General features: G+C 38.3%; 1 pseudogene. It reads left to right on the top strand.

The annotated features are described in order from the left end of the window. A pseudogene (locus tag C1E99_RS01205) lies at positions 1–332 on the top strand (ATP-dependent endonuclease); the annotation flags it as partial.

Here is a 332-nt window from a genome sequence, read left to right as displayed (position 1 = left end):
AGATAAGCACCGTGCTCCTAGAAAGGATTTGGATAAAATTAGGGTACTCTATGTACCCGCTTCAAGAACGCCTGAGAAGGAGTTGGGAAATGCTTCAGGTAGTATGTTAAGTAGGCTAGTAAATAGTATAAATTGGACCGACGATGAGATAAAAGAAATTACAAACAAAATTGATGAGTTGAATAATACCTTTTTATCTGAAAGCGGAGCATTAACCCAAATCAACCAAGAAATCCAGAAATCGTGGAAACTATATCATGAAGACAACCGTTTTTCTCAGGCAGAGTTGACTATTAATTCTTCTGAGATGGCGGGAGCCCTTAGACAAATTG

Source organism: Streptococcus suis, from assembly GCF_002964045.1.
In the GTDB taxonomy this organism is placed as follows: Bacteria; Bacillota; Bacilli; order Lactobacillales; family Streptococcaceae; genus Streptococcus; species Streptococcus suis_U.
Note: the sequence above shows the minus strand (reverse complement) of the source record. Positions and strands in the feature narration are given on the sequence as shown.